This window comes from Candidatus Thorarchaeota archaeon, from assembly GCA_013388835.1.
GTDB lineage: Archaea > Asgardarchaeota > Thorarchaeia > Thorarchaeales > Thorarchaeaceae > JACAEL01.
Genome location: JACAEL010000026.1, coordinates 131,425 through 150,209, shown reverse-complemented (window position 1 = coordinate 150,209; position 18,785 = coordinate 131,425). Strand labels below are relative to the sequence as shown.

Annotated in this window: 17 protein-coding genes and 1 pseudogene; 10 read left to right on the top strand and 8 right to left on the bottom strand. The window is 54.8% G+C overall.

The features are described 5' to 3' along the window. Positions 1 to 51: 51 nt before the first annotated feature. The gene (locus HXY34_05625; protein NWF95600.1) at positions 52 to 717 is read right to left on the bottom strand and encodes a phosphoribosyltransferase; all 666 of its coding nucleotides are present in this window, start codon (positions 715 to 717) and stop codon (positions 52 to 54) included. Positions 718 to 779: 62 nt separating this feature from the next. Next, on the bottom strand, positions 780 to 1,607 hold the full coding sequence (locus HXY34_05620) for a 50S ribosomal protein L11 methyltransferase (protein NWF95599.1): 828 nt from the start codon (positions 1,605 to 1,607) through the stop codon (positions 780 to 782). Positions 1,608 to 1,716: 109 nt separating this feature from the next. Between HXY34_05620 and HXY34_05615 the strand changes: the two genes are divergently transcribed. After that, on the top strand, positions 1,717 to 2,880 hold the full coding sequence (locus HXY34_05615; GenBank protein NWF95598.1) for a tetratricopeptide repeat protein: 1,164 nt from the start codon (positions 1,717 to 1,719) through the stop codon (positions 2,878 to 2,880). Between the two features lie 133 nt (positions 2,881 to 3,013). Then, positions 3,014 to 3,472 carry a hypothetical protein gene (locus HXY34_05610; protein ID NWF95597.1) on the top strand — a complete coding sequence of 153 codons (459 nt, stop codon included), beginning with the start codon at positions 3,014 to 3,016 and terminating at the stop codon, positions 3,470 to 3,472. 32 nt (positions 3,473 to 3,504) lie between these two features. On the opposite strand, the gene HXY34_05605 is transcribed toward HXY34_05610, so the two are convergent. The 3 genes from HXY34_05605 to HXY34_05595 form a co-directional block, all read right to left on the bottom strand. Beyond that, positions 3,505 to 4,998: a DHH family phosphoesterase gene (locus HXY34_05605; GenBank protein NWF95596.1), complete on the bottom strand. Its 1,494-nt coding sequence runs from the start codon at positions 4,996 to 4,998 to the stop codon at positions 3,505 to 3,507. A gap of 67 nt (positions 4,999 to 5,065) precedes the next feature. Next, a complete protein-coding gene (locus HXY34_05600) occupies positions 5,066 to 5,404 on the bottom strand; it encodes a hypothetical protein (protein ID NWF95595.1) in 339 nt (112 codons plus the stop codon). A 143-nt stretch (positions 5,405 to 5,547) separates the two neighbouring features. Then, positions 5,548 to 6,069 (bottom strand): hypothetical protein, encoded by a 522-nt coding sequence (locus HXY34_05595; GenBank protein ID NWF95594.1) that lies wholly within the window; start codon positions 6,067 to 6,069, stop codon positions 5,548 to 5,550. Between the two features lie 285 nt (positions 6,070 to 6,354). Between HXY34_05595 and HXY34_05590 the strand changes: the two genes are divergently transcribed. The 3 genes from HXY34_05590 (at position 6,355) to HXY34_05580 (ending at position 8,541) form a co-directional block, all read left to right on the top strand. Next, positions 6,355 to 6,516, top strand: a complete 162-nt coding sequence (locus tag HXY34_05590; protein NWF95593.1) for a rubredoxin — start codon at positions 6,355 to 6,357, stop codon at positions 6,514 to 6,516. 375 nt (positions 6,517 to 6,891) lie between these two features. Next, on the top strand, positions 6,892 to 7,815 hold the full coding sequence (locus HXY34_05585; protein ID NWF95592.1) for a CPBP family intramembrane metalloprotease: 924 nt from the start codon (positions 6,892 to 6,894) through the stop codon (positions 7,813 to 7,815). A 48-nt stretch (positions 7,816 to 7,863) separates the two neighbouring features. Further along, entirely contained in the window at positions 7,864 to 8,541 is a 678-nt protein-coding gene (locus tag HXY34_05580) for a hypothetical protein (protein NWF95591.1), read from the top strand. 70 nt (positions 8,542 to 8,611) lie between these two features. Here HXY34_05580 and HXY34_05575 read toward each other — a convergent pair whose 3' ends face one another. After that, entirely contained in the window at positions 8,612 to 10,156 is a 1,545-nt protein-coding gene (locus HXY34_05575; GenBank protein ID NWF95590.1) for a GH3 auxin-responsive promoter family protein, read from the bottom strand. Between the two features lie 362 nt (positions 10,157 to 10,518). Here HXY34_05575 and HXY34_05570 point away from each other — a divergent pair, with 362 nt between their 5' ends. The 3 genes from HXY34_05570 to HXY34_05560 all read left to right on the top strand — a co-directional run bounded on the left by HXY34_05570 (position 10,519) and on the right by HXY34_05560 (position 14,507). Beyond that, a complete protein-coding gene (locus HXY34_05570; GenBank protein NWF95589.1) occupies positions 10,519 to 11,061 on the top strand; it encodes a hypothetical protein in 543 nt (180 codons plus the stop codon). 240 nt (positions 11,062 to 11,301) lie between these two features. After that, positions 11,302 to 12,891 (top strand): mucoidy inhibitor MuiA family protein, encoded by a 1,590-nt coding sequence (locus HXY34_05565; protein NWF95588.1) that lies wholly within the window; start codon positions 11,302 to 11,304, stop codon positions 12,889 to 12,891. A gap of 14 nt (positions 12,892 to 12,905) precedes the next feature. Next, positions 12,906 to 14,507, top strand: coding sequence for a mucoidy inhibitor MuiA family protein (locus tag HXY34_05560; GenBank protein NWF95587.1), 1,602 nt, complete (start codon positions 12,906 to 12,908; stop codon positions 14,505 to 14,507). An 82-nt stretch (positions 14,508 to 14,589) separates the two neighbouring features. On the opposite strand, the gene HXY34_05555 is transcribed toward HXY34_05560, so the two are convergent. Beyond that, complete coding sequence (locus HXY34_05555; GenBank protein ID NWF95586.1) at positions 14,590 to 14,742, bottom strand: hypothetical protein; 153 nt, start codon at positions 14,740 to 14,742, stop codon at positions 14,590 to 14,592. A gap of 394 nt (positions 14,743 to 15,136) precedes the next feature. Between HXY34_05555 and gap the strand changes: the two are divergent. Beyond that, positions 15,137 to 16,138 (top strand): annotated as a pseudogene (gene gap / locus HXY34_05550) (type I glyceraldehyde-3-phosphate dehydrogenase). A gap of 308 nt (positions 16,139 to 16,446) precedes the next feature. Continuing rightward, complete coding sequence (locus HXY34_05545) at positions 16,447 to 17,487, top strand: amidohydrolase (protein ID NWF95585.1); 1,041 nt, start codon at positions 16,447 to 16,449, stop codon at positions 17,485 to 17,487. Here the strand turns inward: HXY34_05545 and HXY34_05540 are convergent. Next, positions 17,437 to 18,711, bottom strand: a complete 1,275-nt coding sequence (locus HXY34_05540; GenBank protein NWF95584.1) for an MFS transporter — start codon at positions 18,709 to 18,711, stop codon at positions 17,437 to 17,439. The two genes, HXY34_05545 and HXY34_05540, sit on opposite strands and share 51 nt — an antisense overlap. Positions 18,712 to 18,785 lie beyond the last annotated feature (74 nt).

The window sequence follows — 18,785 nt, the reverse complement described above, 5'->3', positions numbered from 1 at the left end:
GGGATCTGTTTCTGCGCCATTGAGAGGAGTATTCCAAGTCCTGACAGAGCCCTACTTGGCGACCCTCCAGTCGCCAGCACCGGTCTTCTCCAGCTTTCCAAGGTACTCCATGTGCGCCTTTATCTTTGTCATCTGTTCATCGGAGAGTACAAGGTTGTTGTATTCCCTGAGGTGACGCTTGAGTTCGGCGGTCGTCATCCTGTCAGTCTTCTCACCCTTGAATATCTCCATGACGAGATTCGTTACGTCCTCGAAGAAGTTCCATGGGAATATCTCCCATGCCCAAGTCACCTCGACGCCGAAGTAGTTCGGCACGAACTTGGAGCCCACTATGTGCATCAGTGTTGCTGAGCGGACATCGGCGGGACCACAGGACTTGACATGTTCAACAGCCGTGGTCAGACTCTCACCAGTGTCCGTGATGTCATCGACAACCAGGACTTTCTTGCCATGCACATCAACGTTGAGTGGGCAGGTGAGTTTCGCACGTCCGTCTCTTGTGGCAGTGACTCCCCAGTGGTCAATCTTGACACTGAACAGGTCCTTGACTCCGAGAAGATCGCATTGTACTCGGCCGTGTACCCAACCACCTCGCGCAATACCCACGATGGCGTCCGGTCTCCAGCCTGACTCCTTTATCTTGAGCGAAGTCTGATAGGCATAGTTGTATACATCGTCGAAGTCCAAGACATAACACAGTGGACCTTTCAGCTCCATGGCATCACCAGCAGTCCAGACGCAGAAGTGTCCGGTTAAAAACCTTAGTCAAGTGCCTCCCGTCACCGCCGGGCGACAAGTCTCAATGTGTGCAGTTCACCCGGTGTGTAGGACAACTCTATCACGACCGAGTCACCAGCGGTCACTTCGACTGGGTCTTTTAGTGGTACAAACAGGTCGCGCCAGCCGTCTGTCATGTCAAGTCTTGTCAGATCGTCCAAGAACGCTTCGAACATCCCACAGATGCCATGCATCACCCCGTCCTCAGCAATCCGGAAGCTTATACACGCATCGACCGTCTGATGTGCTGAAGAGATAAAGTCCAAGTGTGCGACGGCCTGTGGGTCTGCAAGGTCCCGGGCCTCTCCCACACCTACCGTCTGAGGCATCGGCGGAAAGACCAGAGTGTCGAACTTGAACCGTCTCCAGACATCCTCACACTCAACGGGCACAACGTACACGTCCGCGCGTCTTGGGAGTAACACCCCGCCCGGTCTGAGCAGATGCCTCACTGCATGATGACTTGCCGCAACCTGCTGTTCGACGAGCATCATCGAGCAGAGCATCTCGCAGACCACAACATCCGCGAGCTCATCAGGATAGAAGTCCGCAAAGTGGCATACTGCGAACTCGACCTTCTGTTCAAGTCCGTTCAGTCGTGCAGCCTGTCGGGCGTAGTTCGCAGTGCTCTCGTTTATCTCGACTGCAATCACCCGTCGGGCACCCATTCTGGCGGCGAGCAGCGCAAGGACTCCAGATCCCGACCCGAGGTCGATCACAAGAGAGTCCTGTCGGACCACTCTTGACAGCGCATCCCTGAACTTTGCCAGCCTTGACTTCTGGCTGAGGAGACTGACGCCGTTTAACAGAGAGAAAGGAGTGGCGTACATCACATTTGCCACATCGATTCGTACTTATATCGAGACTTGTGGTCAGTCAGCCCTAGCCGCCAGAATCACGACGTCGTCACTCGTGGATTGGCTGAGGACAGAGGCACATATGGTGAAGAGCGACAGACTCAAGCTCGCAGAGGAAGCGCTTGAAGACGGTCGCATCGAAGAGGCCATGCACGTCTTGGAGGCAATCCTAGAGGAAGACGACGACAACCCGGATGCAATGGTGCTTCTGGGACTTGCATACCTCCAGTCTGCGCAACCCCAGCGCGCAGTCTCGGTGTTGACGAAGGCTGAAGAACTGGTCGAAGAACACTGTGTGTTGTGCCTCTTCCTGGGTAGAGCGTACAAGGCCCTTGAGAATTACGACAGCGCAGAGAAGTACCTGACACGGGCACTGGCACTGGGTTCAGATGTGCCTGAAGCATGGGCGGATCTTGCGGAAGTGCATTATCAGCGAACTGACTACCGTCAGGCAGCCAAGCTACTGGACGAGGGAGTCGGTCGGTTCCCCAACGACTCTGCGTTGCATAATCTGCGAGCGATGGTGTTGCACAAGCAAGGCGACTACACTGAGGCTGCACAAGAGTGGGGTGTGCTCTTCCACCTCAACCCTGACTCACTGATAGCATTAACCAACTACGCCTACTCGTCGGTGATCCTGGGGCGTTTTGAGGAGGCGGCCCCACTTGTGGAGCGTGCCATTGCAATGGCCCCCAATGACTACAGGACCAAGATGCTGGCTGCAGAGTATTACTTCCAGTCAGGACTCTATCACAGAGCTGAGACACTGTTTGGCGACGCACTGAAGATGAGCTCGGATAGTGTTGAGGCACTGGGCCGACTTGCGGTCATATCGAAATACCTGGGAGCAGAGAAAGAGAGCAACAAGTATCTTGAGAGGGCGTGGAGTCTCACATGTGAGGACTGTGATTCTTGGTACCGGCTCTGTGATGCACTGCTCAGACTTGGCGAGCACGAGAAGATGTTTGAGTGCCTCAGAAGAGCCACCGAGCACGACCCGAACTCAGCCGCGCCATGGGTGTTGCTGGCAGTGGAACTCGGTAGACGAGGACAGAGGACTGAAGCTGAACGAGCATGGCGCAAATCGATTGAGCTGCGAGGCTACATCAAGGCCCATTGTTCGATATGCAATACCAGCTTCAAAGTCTCGCTTCCCACAGCCCAGACTGCTTCGCAGATATCCTGTGTAAGATGTACTTCATGTCAGTCTGAAGCACCCATACCAGACTCGCTGGCATCAATCTGAGAGGAGTCCCGCGACCGGTTGAAGAGACCACCTCGTCTGAGGACCGGTTCAGCTTGGCATGAACAGGTGTGCTAACAGATATAAGTGGACTAGAACCTGCCTGTACGCAGTCAACTCTCGGAGTTGAATCAAGATGTTCCGAACAATAATAGCACTTCTAATCACACTAATCGTGTCGATAGTGATTGGGGCCTTTCAGATACTGGGTCTCGACATTGCTGCCATACAGGCAATCCTCGGTTCACCCAGTCTGACTGATGCTCTAAAGTATCAGGGGGCGCTGCTTTTTGCTCAGCTGATATTCCCCTATCACTTTGCGCTCTCTGGTGTCTACGCTCCAATTGTCGCTCTTGGCGTGGCCGGGTTTATCGCCGGGCTCATCTCTAAGAGCGGAGTGAGAATGCTGTTCGTGTCCATCATTGCTCTAGTCCTGTTCTTCATTGGATACGCAGCCCTCTCGCTGAGCATGGCACTCGAACCCACGGCACTTGCCAACCTCGCCCAGACAATTGCAATAGACTTGGCGGCATCCTTTGGTCTGCTCTTCATCCCCGGAGTAATCGGCGCTTCTCTGACGGCAGAGGAGTACTAATAGTCCACTGGGGAGGGGGGCCTCCCAATTCGCTACCCTCTTCTTTGTGCCAACATCCTCTCAATCTCATCTGAGACCAGACTGACGTATTCATCGAGATGTTCGACACGGACAAAGGCACCCGCAGCCATCGGATGACCACCTCCTTCTGCCAGCATCTCACCATGTCTCTCATTGAGCCTCTTTGCTGAGTTGGCGAAGACCTCCTTGAGACTGAGACCGCGGTCCACGAGATGGCGTGGAGCCCTACCGGACAGCTTTGCCTTCTGGGTGTTGGCGGTCGTGTTTGTGCTCACACCAATCACCGGTCTGTCATCGGGCACTATCCTCGCTGCCTGCGCCATGCCAATCACGATGCCCACTATTGTATCGGGCGTCAGCGGGTCATTGACATAATACATCCCTCGTCTGTCAGAGGCCCCACCGGTTTCAAGCCTCCGAAGCGCGTCAGCAAGGTTTGCTCGGTGCCTCTGGAGAAGCGCCTTGCCGAGTTCATACGCCTCCTCGGAGCCTAGACAGATCTCAACACCGACCTCGGCCCTTCTATTCCGTCCGCAGGCGTTCAGCAGAGTCGAGAACTCCTTGGCGCTTCTCATCTCAGACTTCCGTGGCCTGTTGCATAGTACGAACACATCACCGATTATCCCTCGTGCGATGGATGGGTCCGCATAGTGCTCTAGGATAACGTCGATGAGACCCTGAACTGCTAGCTGCTTCTCCTCCTTGTTCAGGTCGGACCATGTCCTCCACTCGTCGGGTCCGCTCTTCAATGGGATGCCACGCTCCGTGAAGAAGCTGTAACATGCATCTCGATTGCCCGTCAGGCCGGGGAGGTACGGCTCCGTAGCGTACTCCAAGAGCTGAGCAAGGGGTCTCGTGTTGATGCCAAAGAATGTGAGGTCTCTCTCGACGGCAATGTAACCGGCTCTCTTAGCCGCATCTACAATGCGTGCGTTGAGTCCGACAAACCCCTTGCCGTAGTAGTCCTGCATGTCACCCGATGCGCCAACCACAGCAAGCTCACTCAGATCCGTGTTGGTCGCTCGTACAGCCACGGACAACAGGAATGCCATGCCCGCCCCTGAGACATCGTTGCTGCCGCTCATGCCATGTATGTTGGGGTTCAGCTCTGTCACATGTTCGGGGAGACCGTCTTCTGCCCGGTCTTGGAGCAGGTGATGGTCCAATACAATCACTCGTGTGACACCCATCTCCGGGGTCACATTGTCCAGTATCAGTGGCATCTGGCCGCTCCCAAGGTCCGTGAATACGACGAGGTCTGGACTGTGTTCTCTCACAAGCCCTGCCACTTCGAGGACTGTGTCCGAGTTCAGCTGGTGGATGTTCCTCCATACGTGGGGGATGCCCTCTCGCTGAAGCGTTGTGAGAAGGATAGCAAGGGCAGATATACCATCGGCGTCATTGTGCGAGACCACCAGTCCTCTTCGAGCGCCCTTCAGTGCGGCGGCTGCCTCGTCTAGCAGACACACCATGTCGGACGGCAGTTCATCTAGCAGTTCGACCATATCTTATGGGCACAGCTGCCTCACTGGTTATAAGGAGGACTCTCAGGCAGAGCGAGTGGTGCTCGCTTCACTCTGCAGCTCTGAGTGCTCGTGACAGCGCTAGAAACACGACCAGGAAGATCCCTGCGACTGCTGCCAGAGCGTGTGCTACTCTCTGGCGTAGCGTCCTTGGTACTTCAAGCGACCTGAGCTCATTGGTGATTCTTCTGTTGTACACTCTCTGTTCTGTGTAGAGTGCTCCTGCGTCGTCGTGATTCGAAGCGAACTCAGACCATGAGAGGTAATAAGGTGGCGTTGGGTCTGTATTCTTCCAGAGCTCCCACAGTCGCATGGTCGCATCTCGGTAGGGCTGTGGGAACTCGTTGATTATACCACCTATGGCATCGTCAGTCCGCGAGTCAATCATCAACGTGCACCTCTGGTTATCCCGGCGAAGTCAGATTTATTGTCCTCTCTTCGCCTATTAAGCATTCAGCATGTGGCTTTAGATACGCCTTTTTTGCATGCGGTGACGATAAACTGACTGGCATTACACAATACCGATGAATCCTATGTACGCATCTGGCTGATTTCCTTCTGCCACTCTTTCAGATCCGCCCGAAGCTTGGACAGGTCAGCGGAGCTTATCGGGTCGACCCTCCCGTAAGTCCTGAGGATTCGGACCCAGCGCTGCATCTTGACCACCAGGGCTGCAGCACCTCCCTTCTGCTCCATCATTGTTGCAGAGTCATCAATCTTCTTGGCCAGGTCACTCGCGATGACGCCGTCCCTTATCTGACTGTCCAGTGTGTCAAGGACTGCCGCGAGCGAAGAGAGCTGACCCCTGTCAGCAGCACCGCGCCCCTCAGCAGTAAGGCCACCCCCCGCAGACAGACCCTTGAGCGTCTTCATCAGCTCGTCCAGCCTCTCGTTGTTTCCCGCCACGGACCTGCTCAGACTGTCCAGAGACTGCGTTGACTCACTGAGCCGGGTCATAACCTCGACCATCCGGTTCATCATGTCCGTAAGCCTGTCAATAGCAACGTTGATCTCTGTCAGTTTAGCTCTCAGATATGTGCCATCTTCTGCCATGCGTAATGTCACCCCTGCGGCATCCCGGAAGTGGGGTCGAAGACCTGATAGAGTGGTTCAAGATTAACGTTTCCCCATCAGACGCTCTGTCACAACAGTCACGTCCTGGGTGCAAGCGCAGAACGTCGCATCCTCAGAGTCGAGAAGGACCAAGCAAGAGTCGTCACCCGAACATCCACGTACGATGAACTACATCCGAAGCCTTTTAACACAGGATGGCTGACTGGACTGAAAAGCTGAGGGAACAGCCTTCAGCCACACCATATCACCAATGAGGAAAGACAGATGGCTAAGTGGGAATGCACGGTCTGCGGCTACATCTATGATGAGGACACTGGTGACCCCGATGGTGGTATTGCCCCAGGTACGAAGTTTGAGGACATACCTGATGACTGGGTCTGCCCCATGTGCGGCGCCGCAAAGGAAGACTTCGAGAAAGTTGGCTAGTCAGGCCGGATTCAGAATACACTGGTTCGTCCGTCAATGTGCGGGACTTGTACGGCCTCATGCTCAGGTCTCCTTCCAGCAGTTGGCCTGACATATCAAGATTCCATCATGTAGGACGTCTGAAGCCTCAGCCCGATCCGTTACTGCGACGACTCATCGAAGTGCCTCAGTGCTAGAACTGCCGAATACTGGGAGAATGCACCATCAGGTTCTCATGCAATGTGCATTCGCACTGTCCCTGTGCAGCCCTGCGGCTCCGGTACGGGCAATGAAGAGTCGGCATGAAGACGTGGACGAGTTCAGAAACCGGGCAGTTTCGGACCTTATATTGTGCCGAGAGCACCTCGATATGTCGCAACAATAAGGTGGAATGGAATGACTACAACTACCGAGCATGACTTGCCTGTGCACACTGAAACCAAGAGACGGTTGAGCAGCATCGGTCTACTGACCCTGACTTGCATAATTCTTCTCATGTCAGCGATGTGGCGTGTCGTGGATGTGTTTGTGCTGCAGCTTGGAAACACGTGGATGAACATTCTCCCATCCAAGCTTGGTCCCCTCACTGTGATTCTGACAGTCGTGTGGGTCTACAGACGGAACGAGATTGAATCGGTGCTAGGTCTCAGCAAGAAACACCTGAGACCTCTCGTCCTCTCCGGGTTACTAGTGGGTTTCTCAGTCTTCTTCTTGGTCATCGTCGGCAGCACGGTCGCGTACGGACTGTTTGTGAATCCCGAATACTCCCTCAGTCTCAGCGTCGTCTACCCGTCCTTGCTATTGTATTCATTCTTCTTCTTCTTTGTCAACGCCGTCTTTGAGGAGACCCTCTTCCGAGGCATGTTGCAGAACTCCCTGCGCCAGAAGATGGCAGTCCGTCGAGCCATACTGCTCTCCGCAATAGTCTTTGGCTTCTGGCACGCTTGCTGGCCCATGGCCAATGGAGCGCCTCCGACCGAGTGGGTCTCAATGATTCTGCTGTCCGGCCTTCTAGGAGCCATGTTCGGAGTCTACTACGAGCGATTCTCTCTACGAACCAGTCTCGTTGGTAATATCGTTGCACACACTCTGATCAATTTCCTTAACGAGGGATTCAAGGTCGGATCTGAAGGCTCAGTTCAGGGCCCGGACTTCAGCTTCAATGACCCTGTTCTCATGGGCATGATGGCGATGGCCTTCATAGTAGTGTTCTCATTCTACTTGGTGCTATTCTCCAAGCGTACGGTCGTGGACATGGAGCGGGCTCTGTTGCAGCTGAGGGCAACATTGGTTCGTGAGAGTCAGTCACAACGTGCTTAAATAGGAGGCCGTGAGAAAAGGCATTGAAACGGTCGCCGAGGTGAGAAGATGCAGATAACGACGCTCTATGTGATGTCCACCCTCTTCGCTGTGATCATCAGCTTCATACTGTCGGGCTACCTGCTGTTCAAGTGGTCCAGGCAGGAAGCGAGGTTGCTGTCAGACCTTCCCTTTCTGTTCGGAGTGACCTTCATCATGCAGGCAATCAACATGCTCATCCAGACGCTGGTCGCAGCAGCCATATTGCCCGATAGTCTGGAGGTTCTACGTGTAAGGGCTTTGGTGATAGCAGGCACCGCGTTCCCCATGCTGACTGCGCTTCTCATAATCTGGCTCCCTGGACAGAAGCGCCACCACGTAAAGATACTCGTGGCCCTGCTGGTCTACTGGATTCTCGTAGCTCTTCTGGCTCCCGATAGCACGACGGTCCAAGCTCTCCTCATTCCAATCCTCGTCGTGATGATGTTCGGTCTCGCAGCGACCTTTGCCGTGACGTGGAGAACCGGTCGGCTCAAGGAGGTCCGCAGCGAACTCATGCTGGTATCCCTATCACTGATAATCGTCAGCCAGCTGTCGCGTGTATCTCTTATTGCGATGGGGCTTGTGTTCGTCGCAGACACCATCAACGTACTGGCCACACTCATAGCGACAGTAGCACTCATCAATCCGTGGTACCATGGGAGCGTTTCTGCTCCCAGTCCCACAACCAGTATGCAGGAGGGCTAGGAGCTCTCGGAATCCATCTGCCGGGACACTCCGTCGGCTCCTAGCGCGCATCATGAGAGCGGAGAGCTGCTCACGACTCGCATAGCGAGAGTACGTCCTTGCTGGTCGTCAGACAATGAGGCTTTGCCTGCAGGTGGCTCTGCTTGACAACCTCATCGAAGTACGGTACCTTAAGCCTCTTCAGCACGGTTGGGCCCAGTGCACCAACCTCTCTCACCACCCTGAACTCTGGGTTTATGCTCATCATGGACTCCTCAAAGGTCTGGACAAACTCTATGGAGTCTACTGAGTCGTCTCGGAACAGCGCAGCGATTGTGTAGTGGCCAATCCCATTCTCTATCACTCCTAACAGGGTGTAGTCAACCACCTGTGCACCCGTCCTCCGACAGGCCTCACTCATCGCAATCGACGCATGCGCATCAGACACCTTCTCACCTGACAGGTTCACCACCTTTCCCCTTCTTGATATCCGGCTCACAGAATAGGGATCAGTGGACGTGAAGGTCATTACGTCCCCCAAGCGATATCTGTAGTAGCCCTGAATGTTAGTTAGGACAATCTCATACCTGCTTCCGACCTTGACCTCGGAGAGAGGAATCACAGCAGGGTTGGGTTCGTTGGCGTCATTCTCTCGAATGAACTCGAAGTAGTGCGTGTTTGCAAACAGCTGCATCCCTTCTTGGGGTTCCAGAAGCTGACCAGCAAAGACACCCTCTGATGCACCATAAATCTCGACAACGCTCAGGTTGGGAAAGGTCTTCGTCATCCAGACCTTGTAGGGAGTGGTGTCGATTCCGCTGGCCAGAAAGAGCCTCAGATTAGGCCAGAGCTGACTGACATCAAGTCGACCCTCATCGTCAAGAGATGCTAGAATCCTGTTCCTGCCTTCGGAATTGCTGAGCTCTTCTGCAAGCCAAGGTCCATACTGGTCCTGCATCCGTCTGATCAGAGATAGCGAAAGCGTCGTGATACCCTGAAGTCCTGTCACGTTCTCGGTCGCAAGAATCCGAGCATAGGCCCTCATCTTTGTGTCCATGTCAGTTATGTTGAAGATGTCCTCACCCGGCTTGATGAGCCTCTGGAATAGCCGGTTCTGGTGGCGAGCATAGACACCCGTCGCATAACCCACCGGTATTCCGTTCACCCAATCGAGCACTGATGCAGCACCGAAAGTCACAAGTGTCCCGTCCAGGATGTCTGCGTTCTCCTCCTCCGCGTTTATGAATGACATCCATGTCATGGCAGAGCCTCTGGACGAGTCCTTCAGACCGGGGCGGGTTATGGGTACTCGCTTCGGGTGTCCTGTTGTCCCGGAGGTCTGCAGGTACCATATCACAGGGTCCTTGGTGAGTATTCCCCCCTTCGGGTCCACATAAGTCATTCCGAAATAGGGCCTGAGCTTCTCAGCGTCAACCAGTGGAACCCGCTCAGCATACTGCTCGGCGGTTCTGATAGATTCGAACCCATACTTTCTTCCATAGACTGTGTCATGGTGCCTTCGGAGTATGGACGTCAGCTTTGACTCCATCACTTCCTGTTGATGCTCGAGCATCTTGTCGATAGCGTGTGCCTTCTTCTCGGCAACCATCTTGACCAGTCGTTTTAGCATCGTCATGTGCGAGTTGCTCCTTAGCTCGTGATACTTCAGGTGTGCCTTGAGATCTGCTCCGTTGTGTCCGCAGCCTGTCAATGACTTAGGCACGAGCGCACTTATGGGATTTGCATCGCCACATTACACACTCATATATCCACTGACGTCCATAATGCAATGGAATACGATTTAATACACAATCTGGGTATATTCCGTCCTGTAAGAGCGATATAGAGCATAAAGGATATACTAATGGATATCATACTTATGATGAAAGGCACTTTTCCGGCACAATCAAGGGCATGTCTCTGACTGTGTGCATCCGTTACGATCTCCCAGTCATCGTTTTAAGCAGGAGATGTAGTCTGGACGAGAACGAGAGAGCCATGCGTCTGATTCGATCTCTGGATCACTGGGCTCGGACGTACGTTCTGTATGTCGTGACTATCATCGCGCTAGTCACAGGAGCTGCGATGATGTTCCTCGTACCCGGAATAGTCGGGTTGTCAGGAGGACTGCCCATACTTGACATGAGGCTATTCTACAGTTATGACGAGATGACTCAGCTCTTCGGTGCTCTGGGACCAGAAGGACTGTCACTCTACGGGCAGCTGCAGCTCCTCGACTCGGTCTTTCCAGCTGCATATGGCCTGGCATTCTGCCTGATGACGCTTCGGTTGGCAAATGGCATCGAATACCTTGTCCGCTATCGCGTCTTGGCGCTCTTGTCCCTACTGGCAGCGTTCTTCGACTACCTTGAGAACATAGCAATCGCAATGATGATCCACTCATATCCTGCTGTGGCAGAGGCCAACGTATTGCTGTCCGCTTCCTTCACCGCCATCAAGTGGATCCTGCTCTCCACCGGTGTCATTCTGTTGCTCATGTTCCTGCTCATCGCCCTTGTTCAGAGAGCTCGCCGTGCATAGAGGATGCAGACTGGAAAGCGTTCGGGCGTCTTCATCTGCACACGACCCTGTTTCATAAGTCGTCATGACCATTATCGCATGGCTGAGACTGACGCAGGGGACGGTTCTCAGTCTCAATACTCGATGCGAATCTGGTAATGCCGGCGCGTCTGCTCACTCCGGACCTGGTTTCCGCAACAGAGACTGTCATGGTGAAAGAATAAAAGCTCACATGAATACCGAAAGGACCGGAGATTGCCTTTGACTGAAATGGAAACGAAGATCAAGCGTGTCACTGTCTTCAGGGATGGAGCCCGCGTGACGCGCGTAGGCAAACGGACCCTTGAAGCGGGACCTCAGAAGGTACTGATCATGGGGATAACCGAGTATGCACATGAGGACAGCTTCAGGGTGAAGGGACGAGGACCTGCATCACTCTCAAGTATTGATGTCAAGCGCCACACCGAAGTCTATGAACCCGTAGGGGACATTCAGGCACTCCGGGACCAACTCGAGCGTCTCCAAGACCAGTATCAGCAGCTCAAGGACGACCACGAACTCCACACAGCCAGACTGAGCCAACTCGAAGCGATGAACAACGAGTTTGCAGGCACCTTTGGCATGGTGTTTGCCGCGAACGAGGGGGACATCACCGCTCTGACAGAGATGGACAAGACCTCGGGGAAGATGATTGCGGAGACAAGGTCAAAGCTCAGAGACATTGAGAGAGAGATGCGTGAGTTGGAGGACCAGATGAATGTAGTACGACAGAACCTTGGTCGTGACGAGTACCAGAGACGAACGAAGGTCTCCTACAACGTCGAGGTGAATCTGGAGGTCTCTCAGAGAGCCGAAGTTGAGCTCGAAGTGTCGTACCAGTGCGACGAGGCAGGATGGATTCCTACCTATGACGTGGACCTCCTTCCAACAAAGGCAAAGATACGACGGGTGGCCATGGTGACCAACCAGACGATGGAACCGTGGGAGCGAGTGGGGCTGGTTGTCTCATCCGCGACAGCACAGCCTGTAGAGGCAGTCGAGCCCACTCCACTCATAATCGACGTCTACTCTCCTCCACCTCCACGTCCAAGTCGGAGCATGACCGGCGGCGGCATGCCACCCTCCATGCCAGGGGAGACCATGCCGATAGCAGCTCCGTCACTCAAAGTCGAAGCAGCCCGACCACCGCCCGCGCCGCCGATGCTAGAGGAGTTCGCGGAGGTATCGGAGGCCGCATCGGGAGTGTCAGTATACGAGCTCCCGAAGCCTGTCACCATACCGTGTGACGATGACCGCCATCCGGTGACGCTCGTAGAGGAGGAGCTAGCCACCAAGACCATACATTACTGGTATGCAGACGGGATGTCCGAGGTCGTGGCACAGGACCTAGTGACAAACAACGATAGCGTGATCCTTCCCGGCAAGGTGAAAGTGTATGCCGAGGGGGACTACATCGGAGAGTCCTTGATGCCCCTCGTATCGCCACGCGAGGAGTTCAAGATGGGCACTCGACTCGCATATGACGTGAAGGCGAAGAAGAAGATGGTGTCGAGAGAGGTTGAGAAGACGGGGATAACACGAGGCAAGCTGAGAAGGTCTTACACCTACCGACTCGAACTGGAGAACTTCTCCAAGCGGCCCATAGAGATAGAAGTCTTTGACCGGGTCCCGCACAGCTTGAACCCGGCAATTGAAGTGAAGGTCGACTGGGAGAGGCTAGGTCTTGAGAAGTATGAACTTGGAGTCATGCAGTGGAAGAAGACCATCGACATCGGAAAGAAGGAGACAATCGAGTACAGCTACGAGGTATTCTGGGAGAAGGGCGTGACAGTCAGTCCGCCGCTGGTATAGGAGATGAGTGAGTATTGACACAGAACATTGAGACAAGAATATCTGAGGTCACGGTCTTCAGAGACGGTGCTAGGATCACAAGGAGGGGAAAGGCAAAGCTAGTAGAGGGCGAGCAGATTCTGATGGTCTCGGGCATCAGCGCATATGCTGAAGAGAACTCGTTCAGAGTGAAGGGCAAGGGCAATGCAGTCCTGCGTGGTATTGACGTCAAACATGTGAGTAGGACATATGAACCAGAGGGAGAACTCAAGACGCTGCGAGACCAACTCCTCAAACTGCAGCGCAGAAGAGATGACATCAACGACGCAATCGCGCAACAGCAAGCACGTGTCAAGAGGGCATCTTCAATGTCACTCCAGTTCTCCTCCGAGTTCGGCAAATGGTATGCTGCTGGAGAGTCTAAGATGGACAACCTGTCTGAGATGGACAAGGCGACAACGGCGATACTACGTGACGCAAAGAAGAGACTGAGAGACCTGTCGAGGGAGTTGAGAGAGGTCACCTCTGCGATTCAGGCGACCGAGCAGAACCTGAACCGAGTCCAAGGAGAGAGGCGCACAGAGACTCTGACCGATGTTAGTATCACAGTGAATGCGAGCAGTGCGACGGACCTCGAGCTTGAGGTCACATACCAGCTGGGACAGTCAGGATGGACACCAATGTACGACATTGACACGTCTGAGAAGTCCTCGCGTGTGAAGAGAATCGCGACAGTCTGGAACAACACGCTCGAGGACTGGGACGATGTGTCCCTCACTGTGTCTACTGCCTCGGCAACACGAGTAGAGGCAGTGAAGGCCCAACCACTCTATGTGGACGTGCTGAGGGCGGCGCGACAGCTACCAAAGGCCTTTGCCCTTAGAGACCGAAAGAGGATGGCGGAGCCTCAGTCGGGAGCAAAGGAAGAGGCTGGTGCATACGAGTACGAGCGTGCTGAAGAGCAGGAAACGAGTGCCACGGAAATCGAGGAGTCATTCGCCGCGGTCTCCGAATCACTGGGTGGCACAGTCATCTACGCGGTCCCAGGTCGTGTGACTATCGAGTCCGGAAGGGAGCCTCATCCAGTGACTCTGACCGAGGAGACCTTCGTGTCAAGGGTGTTATACTACTGGAACGCCTATGCGATGTCGGAAGTGGTAGCTCAGGACGAGGTGACAAACGGCGACTCGGTGATGCTCCCAGGGAAGGTGAGGGTCTATGCAAACGGTGACTTCATCGGCGAGACCCACATCAATCTCGTGGCCCCGCGTGAGAAGATCAGAATCGGGACCCGGACTGCATATGACATCAAGGCGGAGAAGAAGCTGGCTCTGAAGGACACCGAGAAGGCGGGCATCACCAAGGGGAAGAAGAAGCGGGCCTACAAGTACAGGCTTGAACTGAAGAACTTCTCGAAGAACCCTGCTGAGATTCGCATTGTTGATAGGATTCCTTACAGTGGCTCCGAGAAGATAACAGTCACTCTGCAACCACCCCCTTCGCTTCCGGAGAAGAAGTTCGAGATGGGAGTACTCGAGTGGGAAGCCACAATAGACCCTGGAAAGGAACTCCAAGTGGAATATGGCTTTGAGGTGGAGTGGGAGAAGGACTGCATAATCACCCCGCCACTGCCATGACCTCTGCTGATATGCAAGTAGTCTACGAATAGTAGGTGAGAGGTGTTTCGGATTCCGAGGACACCTCTCCACCATTCTTGGTTCACAGCGCTACGGGCCTGCAGAGGTACTCTTTGTTGTTTGCAGTCCGTCCGCAGACCTCACAGATCCACTTCGGGTCCTTCACCCGGACTCTCATCTCTTCGACGCTGTGATGCTTTGAGTAGTCGCACATGTGGTTGCTATGATCACCCATATTGTGACCTCCCGAGTCACTCGTCATCTCTCTGCTCCCTCATTAATAACAGTTCACAAATGTGCATCGACCACCAAGGGCACCATGACGAATCCCCCCTGGCAGCCTGCGGGCGTGCCAGACAGTGACCGGGTCCGTCTGTTCGCCCACATTGATTGTCGCCACTCTCACTCACCCGTCATGGGCTCGTTCTGTCCTGAGCATCAGTTTGGCGAACCACTGCCCTATCTAGTCACTTCCTCGGACTGAGAGTCGCAAGTCACCTCACCAATCGCCAACACTGCACTATCGTCTGGAGTCGTTCGGCTGTCTAAGGGAGTCGGGATTTCGGAAGATATATAGCCGAGCTGACGGCGACTCCCTCAGGTCTCTTGAGGCCTCGGTGGAGTGACAAATGACTGTTAGAGTGGCAATCAACGGGTTCGGTCGAATAGGCCGTCTTTTCCTTCGATCTGCGCTTGGAAAGAAGGAGTACGAGGTCGTTGCACTCAACGACCTTGCTGATGCAAAGACACTGGCCCACCTCTTCAAGTATGACACGGTGATGGGCACATTCAACGGCTCGGTGACTCATGGTGCCGGGGAGATTGTCGTTGACGGAAGGAAGATCAAGGCACTGATGGAACGCGATGCCACAAAGCTGCCGTGGAAGGACTTGGGCGTTGACATAGTGGTGGAGTCGACGGGGGTCTTTCGTGGGGCCGAGGACTGCAAGAAGCACCTCACTGCTGGGGCAAAGAAGGTGGTTCTCAGCGCTCCTGCAAAGGGGGAGATGTTTACGGTCGTCATTGGTGTCAATGATGCCGACTACCGACCTGCAGAGCATCACATGATCTCCAACGCCTCTTGCACGACAAACTGCTTGGCTCCTATGGTCAAGATAATGGATTAGGCATTCGGTATCCAGCGCGGTCTCATGACCACGATACACGCTGTCACCAACGACCAGCGGATACTTGACATGCAGCACAGTGACCTGAGGAGAGCTAGGGCTGCATGCTGGAACATCGTGCCCACGACGACGGGAGCAGCAAAGGCGATAGGTCTTGTCTATCCGAAGGCGAAGGGCAAACTGGACGGACTTGCTATCCGCGTTCCGGTAATGGACGTGTCCCTTGTGGACCTAGTGGTGGACCTCGAGAAGGAGGTCACGGTGCAGAGCGTTAACGACGCCTTCAAGAGGGCTGCCGACGGAAAGATGAAGGGAATTGTGCAGTACATTGACGAGGAACTCGTCTCCTCGGACTTCATAGGCAATACTCACTCTTGCATCTACGATTCGCTCTCTACCTTCGTGGTTGGCAACATGGCAAAGGTCATGGCTTGGTACGACAACGAAGCAGGTTACTCGCAGAGACTTGCAGACTTGGTCTCCATCATTGCCAAGAAAATGTAGTCGATGACAGTGACAACAGCCGGAGCGTCGGACCACGTGGTGATGACACTGCGCTCCCATTCAGCTCAGTCTAGGACGGCATGTGCAGCCAATTCAAGCGATTCGGTATGCTGTGCGCAATCCTTTTCTCCTAGGGCAGACCCTGGTCACAGGGAGACAGAGGAATTAAAGCCATTGTCAATGCGACAGTCGTCTGCCCTGTAAGAGGCAGAATCACGGGAGGCACCATAGTATTCGACGAACGCATTGTTGCGGTCGGGGAGAGTACCAAGCCGCCACCAGAAGCCGAAGTGATTGACGGGAAGGGGATGTTCGTCGCTCCGGGATTCATTGACGCCCACACACACCAGGGACTGTTCGATGGCTCTATCGGCTGGGCGGGAGAGGACGGGAATGAGATGACCACCCCCATCACGCCGGACATGCGAGGCATCGACTCCTTCTACCCGTTCGAACCGTCGCTAAAGGAAGTGGTCCGGGGAGGGGTGACGTGCATCAACACTGGACCCGGGTCAGGCAATGTAATTGGCGGCCAGTCGTTCGTGATCAAGCCCATACCGAGTGGCGTCGTCGATGAGATGCTCGTCCTTGCTCCCTCTGCGCTGAAGGTCGCGCTGGGCGAGAACCCCAAGAGGGTGCATGGCACCGAGAAGCGCACACCTTCAACCCGGATGGGAGTCGCAGCTCTGCTCAGGAGGACTCTCACCGAAGGCCAGGACTATCTGAACGAGTGGACACTGTACGGGGACAGGGCGAGAGAGGCGAGAGAGAAGGGCGAGACCCCGCCAAATCCACCGAAGCGGAATCTGGGCCTGGAGACCATCGCCAAGGTCCTCAAGAGGGAGATACCGCTTCATGCGCACGCACATCGTGCAGACGACATTGCCACAGTGATTCGTGTTGCCAATGAGTTCCACCTGCGACTGGTACTCATCCACTGCACAGAGGGGCACAAGATTGCGGACTTCATAGCGAAGTCAGGCTTTCCAGCAGTTGTAGGTCCAACAATGTACTGGGTCAGCAAGCCCGAGACCAGAGAACGTTCTTTTGAGACCGCGGTCAAGCTGGTGCGTGCAGGCGTCAAGGTAGCACTGCAGACCGACTCGCTCACTCCGATGCTTCACTTCCAGCTCTTGCCCATGTATGCAATCAAACACGGGCTCAGCTATGAAGAGGCACTGAGGTGTGTGACGATCAACCCGGCGGAGATTCTCGGACTTCAAGACAGAGTTGGTTCTCTTCAGCCTGGAAAGGATGCGGACATAGTCCTCTGGTCCGGGGACCCGTTTGACTTCTACTCAAAGCCCGTCCGTGTGTTCATCAACGGACGAGACATTCCCCTCGACTAGGCCTGACACCTTCTCGATGGGGCTCCTGACGGAGTGCGTGTCAGTGGCCCTGTCCTGCGCGTGAAGACCGGCCCAGACTCTCAACAGAGAGAGAGCGAAGAGGAGTGCAAGCAGGTTGAACAGCATGTTCAGCCACGAGATTGGCTGCACACGAAGGAAGACGAACTCTGCAGACAAACCACCGATAATGGGCCCCAGTGCCGCCCCTGCGTTCTGCGCTCCATTGACTAGTCCCATTGATGTACTCCGCTCAGACTCCTTCGAGACCCTTGCTGCATAGGCGAATGCGGCGGTGGACGCCAACGGGTAGATTGGCAATGCATAGAGCGCAGTGACCACCCACGGGTCCGTCGCAAGTGCAAATGCCGTGGCGAAGCAGACATACGATGAGTAAGCTATCACGAGCACCTTGACAGGGCCTTTGCGGTCGGTGAGCTTACCAACGAAACCTGTAAACACGACGGCAAGCAGAGTCGCCAGCGCATTGGCAAGGCCAACCATGCCCTCTGTGCCGCCCAGCTCATCGACAACCATGATCATCAGCATGCAGGCAATGGCATTGTTCCCGATAGCGCTGAGAGAGGCCGCAAGAGTCAGTCTGGCCATCCCCGGCCGTCTCATCACTACTGAGAACCTGACACGCTCTTCCGTCGAGGTCACATGGATACGCATGTCCATGACGAACAGCCCACAGCTCACCGTGGCTACGATGGCCAGAGAGGCAGCCACAACGTAGAGGACGCGCATTCCGACCACGTCATACAAGACACCACTGGACAATGCTCCGACGGACCATCCGGCGGACTGCACGACAAGCAAGTACCCAAGGCGTTCACCCCGCTTTTCTGTCCCTGTCGTCACGTATGCTTGACCGACCGGCACTGAGGCAGAGCCCATCAGCGCTCCGAAGCAGGCGACGACAAGATACTGGACAGCGTCCGTGACCTGAGAGTACAACAGGAATGTGGAAGCATATCCGATGAAACCGACCAGCATGAATGGTTTCTTCCTCCCAATCCGGTCGGAAACCGCCCCCCACACGTTCACGGCAACCGTTGTGACCAGCGCAGGAACCGCCCACACTACGGTGAGAAGCAGGAAGGACTCGACGCCGAGGTCGTGCTTGACGAAGTACGTAACGAACTGCCAGCTTATGGCCTGCGCCATTGACTGGAGCAGGTATGGTACGTAGACTGGGAGCAGTCGAGCGGAAGAATCAGACATGGACTGTGCCTTGCCCGTCTTTCGCCGTGTGGCGGTAGTATTAAGGTAGTGGTCCGTTCAACACAGTCTCGACC

Bases quoted from the DNA above. Each gene is read 5' to 3' on its own strand.
- HXY34_05595 (NWF95594.1), bottom strand. From the start codon at position 6,069: ATGGCAGAAGATGGCACATATCTGAGAGCTAAACTGACAGAGATCAAC.
- HXY34_05600 (NWF95595.1), bottom strand. From the start codon at position 5,404: ATGATTGACTCGCGGACTGACGATGCCATAGGTGGTATAATCAACGAG.
- HXY34_05610 (NWF95597.1), top strand. From the start codon at position 3,014: ATGTTCCGAACAATAATAGCACTTCTAATCACACTAATCGTGTCGATA.
- HXY34_05545 (NWF95585.1), top strand. From the start codon at position 16,447: ATGTTCGTCGCTCCGGGATTCATTGACGCCCACACACACCAGGGACTG.
- HXY34_05615 (NWF95598.1), top strand. From the start codon at position 1,717: ATGGTGAAGAGCGACAGACTCAAGCTCGCAGAGGAAGCGCTTGAAGAC.
- HXY34_05575 (NWF95590.1), bottom strand. From the start codon at position 10,156: ATGACGATGCTAAAACGACTGGTCAAGATGGTTGCCGAGAAGAAGGCA.
- HXY34_05605 (NWF95596.1), bottom strand. From the start codon at position 4,998: ATGGTCGAACTGCTAGATGAACTGCCGTCCGACATGGTGTGTCTGCTA.
- HXY34_05570 (NWF95589.1), top strand. From the start codon at position 10,519: ATGCGTCTGATTCGATCTCTGGATCACTGGGCTCGGACGTACGTTCTG.
- HXY34_05620 (NWF95599.1), bottom strand. From the start codon at position 1,607: ATGTACGCCACTCCTTTCTCTCTGTTAAACGGCGTCAGTCTCCTCAGC.
- HXY34_05540 (NWF95584.1), bottom strand. From the start codon at position 18,711: ATGTCTGATTCTTCCGCTCGACTGCTCCCAGTCTACGTACCATACCTG.
- HXY34_05580 (NWF95591.1), top strand. From the start codon at position 7,864: ATGCAGATAACGACGCTCTATGTGATGTCCACCCTCTTCGCTGTGATC.
- HXY34_05625 (NWF95600.1), bottom strand. From the start codon at position 717: ATGGAGCTGAAAGGTCCACTGTGTTATGTCTTGGACTTCGACGATGTA.
- HXY34_05590 (NWF95593.1), top strand. From the start codon at position 6,355: ATGGCTAAGTGGGAATGCACGGTCTGCGGCTACATCTATGATGAGGAC.
- HXY34_05585 (NWF95592.1), top strand. From the start codon at position 6,892: ATGACTACAACTACCGAGCATGACTTGCCTGTGCACACTGAAACCAAG.
- HXY34_05555 (NWF95586.1), bottom strand. From the start codon at position 14,742: ATGGGTGATCATAGCAACCACATGTGCGACTACTCAAAGCATCACAGC.